The 3,926-nt window shown below is 44.0% G+C and carries 3 protein-coding genes; all 3 read left to right on the top strand.

Features of this window, described 5'->3' with window-relative positions; all coding sequences use genetic code 11:
- Nucleotides 1-102: 102 nt before the first annotated feature.
- The 3 genes from L0J61_RS09830 (at nucleotide 103) to L0J61_RS09820 (ending at nucleotide 3,799) form a co-directional block, all read left to right on the top strand.
- Nucleotides 103-801, top strand: a complete 699-nt coding sequence (locus L0J61_RS09830) for a hypothetical protein (RefSeq protein WP_301466267.1) — start codon at nucleotides 103-105, stop codon at nucleotides 799-801.
- Between the two features lie 124 nt (nucleotides 802-925).
- Nucleotides 926-2,029, top strand: coding sequence for a 3-isopropylmalate dehydrogenase (leuB, locus tag L0J61_RS09825; protein WP_301466266.1), 1,104 nt, complete (start codon nucleotides 926-928; stop codon nucleotides 2,027-2,029).
- 615 nt (nucleotides 2,030-2,644) lie between these two features.
- Nucleotides 2,645-3,799 carry a L,D-transpeptidase family protein gene (locus L0J61_RS09820; RefSeq protein ID WP_301466265.1) on the top strand — a complete coding sequence of 385 codons (1,155 nt, stop codon included), beginning with the start codon at nucleotides 2,645-2,647 and terminating at the stop codon, nucleotides 3,797-3,799.
- Nucleotides 3,800-3,926 lie beyond the last annotated feature (127 nt).

The following is a 3,926-nucleotide window of genomic DNA, read 5'->3' as shown; positions in this document are numbered from 1 at the left end:
GACAATGGTGATGTGACGTTGAGTTCTGATGGTGAACTGGCTAGAATAAGAGGTGTTTCTTTGTTGTTTTTATTACCTCAATTATGAATAGTAGCTACCATTATGAATAAAACACGTTTTGTTATGGGAACGAGTACAGTGATGGCTGCCAGCTTTTTTCTATCAGGCTGTCAGTTATTGAGTGGGTATCAAAAAATTGATGAAGCTGAAAACGCGCAAGCATGGGCAGGGTATATCTTGCCTGTTGCTGGCGAAGTAAATATTGCCTGTGCGGGTACGTATCATTGCGAAATCGTGCAGATAGATAAAAAGTCCATTATTGCTTCGACCAGTCACGAGCCAGCCGACTCTACTATGCTAGCAGCGCGACCAGAAGGTACTGAAACAAACACCGAAAAGGCAATAGGTGCAGAGATGCGAACATTGGCCGATGAAAAGTCTGTCAAAGTAGTACCCTTGTCGGCATCTGCTATTGAAGGTCTGACAAATTATTATGCACGTGTCTTGCCTGCCAAACGCGAAATCCATATCAATTTTTATCCAGAAGACAACCTAGGGTATATTGAACGTTTTGCAATGATCCATGACTTCACCGATGCTGGCATATACCAGCTACGGGCTTATCAAAATAAATCTAGTGACAAGGCCGGTAGTTTATTAGAAGCCGCATCCCCAGAGCCTCTATGTATTGACTTGCTACAAGACGAAGAAGTACAGCGCCGATTTTGTAAGCAGTTAGGGAGTGGGGAAGCCCAAGGCGAGTTTGTAGAAACTGGTTTGGGCAATAAAAGCACTACCTAGCGGTGACTGAGTCGCCTACAAGTTATTCAATTGATCGGTAAACGATACCGTAACGCTTCGATACTTATCGAAAACACTAAAAAAAGTGGTGTCAATCAATATAAATATATTAAAAAGGACCAGTATGGCAACGATTTTAACATTAGCGGGTGATGGCATTGGCCCGGAAATTATGACCCAAGCCATTGACGTACTTAATGCAGTCAATGATAAATTTGCGTTGGCATTAACGCTTGAGTCTAGTTTGATTGGTGGTGCCGCCATTGATGCAACTGGTGAGCCGTTGCCAGATGAGACCTTATCTCGTGCCCGTGAAGCAGATGCAGTATTGCTAGGAGCAGTGGGCGGTCCTAAGTGGGATGGCATTGAGCGCAGCAAGCGCCCTGAGCGTGGTCTGCTAAAAATCCGTGGCGAGCTGGGTTTGTTTGCCAATTTGCGTGTGGCAAAGCTGTATCCACAGCTCGCCAATGCCTCAAGTATCAAACCAGAAATTATCTCAGGTTTGGACCTGCTTATCGTGCGTGAATTGACGGGCGGTATCTATTTCGGTGAGCCTCGTGGTATTCGTACCTTAGAGAATGGTGAGAAGCAAGGTTATAACACCATGGTCTACAGCACCAGCGAGATTGAACGCATCGGCAAGGTCGCATTTGAGCTGGCAAAAACACGTGCACAAGCGGCTGGTACTACTGCAAAAGTTTGCTCTGTGGACAAAGCCAACGTATTAGAAGTCACTGAGCTGTGGAAGCAGACAATGGTTGATATGCAACAAAAAGACTATGGTGATGTGAGCTTGTCACACATGTATGCTGATAATGCTTGTATGCAGCTTATCAAAGATCCTAAGCAGTTTGATGTGATGGTAACGGGTAATATGTTTGGCGATATCCTGTCTGACGAAGCAGCAATGCTGACAGGCTCTATTGGTATGTTGCCATCTGCAAGCCTAGACGAGGAAGGTAAAGGGATGTATGAACCATGCCATGGCTCAGCACCTGATATCGCAGGGCAGGACAAAGCCAATCCATTGGCGACGATTTTGTCTGTGGCCATGATGTTGCGTTATACCTTTAAACAAGAAGAGGCAGCACAGGCGATTGAGCAAGCTGTTAGCGAAGTTCTGGATGATGGGCTACGGACTGTTGATATTTTAGACCAAACTGAACCAGGATTAACCAAAGTTGGTTGTAAAGAAATGGGCCAGGCGGTATTGGCAAAGCTGGTTTAAAACTATGTTAGTTTAAGATCATGTACTGACGATAGTTGTTTATTACATTATTCTGCTGACTGCTGAAATGAACAGGTTTAGAATGTTGCACAAAAGCTTTGTGAGTGAGGTAGAGGTTGTCAAAAGACATGAGCAGAAAAAAAGCTCAAAGGACATGTGACTTCGAGCAAGCTAGAGAGGCAAGCTAGTGCTGACAAATCCTTTGGTTATTGTTGTTTGTTGTGTTCTAACGGTCGGCTCTGTGGCTGGCTTGTTAAGTCTGCATGGTACCCCTAAAAAAGGGACATTCGCTTTTCATTTTTTAAGCGTTTATTGTGGCGCATTGCTAGCTGCCGCCTGCCTGGTGTTCTACTACCATATAGATTACTTTAAAGCACTTCTTTGATCTGCCGGTGAATAAAAAGTCTATCTGCAAAAAAAACCCCATAAGTTGGACACAACTTATGGGGTTTTTTTTGCGGGTTTTTTATCGGTAATATCATTTTTTTACATAGACAGTGCATAAGCCGGACTCTGTTAACACAAAGCTGTTATATGCTTACAGACTGCCATGGCACCATGATTACAGTGATTTAAATAAATAAAACTATAGTGTTATAAATATTTGGAGCTTACATGTATCAATTAAAAAGAATTAGTACGGCGTTGGCGATTATAGGATTGTCTACGGTAGGATTTATGGGGCATAGTATTGCAGCAACGAGCAGCGGTTCTATAACCAATGACTCTAGTAATGACTTCCAACGACAGAACAATCAGAGCACAGTACGTACTAGCCAAGAAGTTAGCCCTGTCACCAACGGTGTTAGCCAAAAATTTACCAGCGATAGTGAAACAGCGGTATCACTTGACAAGCTACTTCCTGTCCTAAAATACAACACTGATAATCTGCCAACAGTGGCAAATGAAGTCAATAATGCCAGCTGGGTAGAAGGCGCTGAGATAGATCGTCATTTAGGTACTAAGTTGCAGGCCTTGTTGAACTGGCAGCACCATGGTGTCGGCCCAGTTGATGGATATTGGGGTGTAAATACTCGTAAAGCCATGCAAGCATTTCAAAAAGAAAACGGCTTGAACGTCACTGACACGCTCAATCAAGAAACGTGGCAAGCGCTCACAAGCGATGAAGACTTGATGAAGCAGCCAGCACTGGTTAACTATCAACTCACTGAAGCGGATGTGAATGTGAAAACCACAAACATACCAGCAAGCACTGAAGCGAAGTCGAAGCTAGACGGTATGCATTACGAAAGTTCGCTAGAGGGGTTGGCAGAAAAATTTCATATGAATGAAAAGTATCTGAAAGCATTGAACTCGGACGCTAGATTGACCGCTGGTGAAACCATTACCGTATATAATCCAGGGAACCCTAACACCAAGCCAGTAAGTCGTGTGGTCGCGGACAAAGCTACCGAGACGGTATACGCTTACGATGATAACGATAATTTGATAGCCAGTTATCCGGCAACGGTGGGCAGCACAGCGACACCTTCACCAACTGGAAAGCACACAGTAGAGGTGATGGTGCATGAGCCCAACTACACCTATACTGACGATGATGATAGTCAATATATCATTCCACCAGGTCCCAACAACCCTGTAGGGTCCGTGTGGATAGGACTAAGTAAACCAACTTATGGTATTCATGGCTCGCCAGATCCTGCTCGTATCAGTCGGCAAGCATCTGCAGGTTGCGTACGTTTGACCAACTGGGATGCACTTGCATTGTTAGGGGTCATCGAAGATGATGCAACGGTGGAATTTCGATAACTATAAACACCAAACACGAACACCAAACAAAAAAATACCGCTAAACATTAGCGGTATTTTTTATGATTCGCTTTTTTTAACATTTTACCGCAGAAATCCCCTACCTCTAAGGTAGTGGGATGAATGC

Source organism: Psychrobacter sp., from assembly GCF_030457785.1.
GTDB lineage: Bacteria > Pseudomonadota > Gammaproteobacteria > Pseudomonadales > Moraxellaceae > Psychrobacter.
This window is presented reverse-complemented; position numbering and strand designations above follow the sequence as displayed.

Excerpts from the sequence above, each read along its gene's own strand:
- L0J61_RS09830 (WP_301466267.1), top strand. The coding sequence starts at position 103 with ATGAATAAAACACGTTTTGTTATGGGAACGAGTACAGTGATGGCTGCC.
- leuB (WP_301466266.1), top strand. The coding sequence starts at position 926 with ATGGCAACGATTTTAACATTAGCGGGTGATGGCATTGGCCCGGAAATT.
- L0J61_RS09820 (WP_301466265.1), top strand. The coding sequence starts at position 2,645 with ATGTATCAATTAAAAAGAATTAGTACGGCGTTGGCGATTATAGGATTG.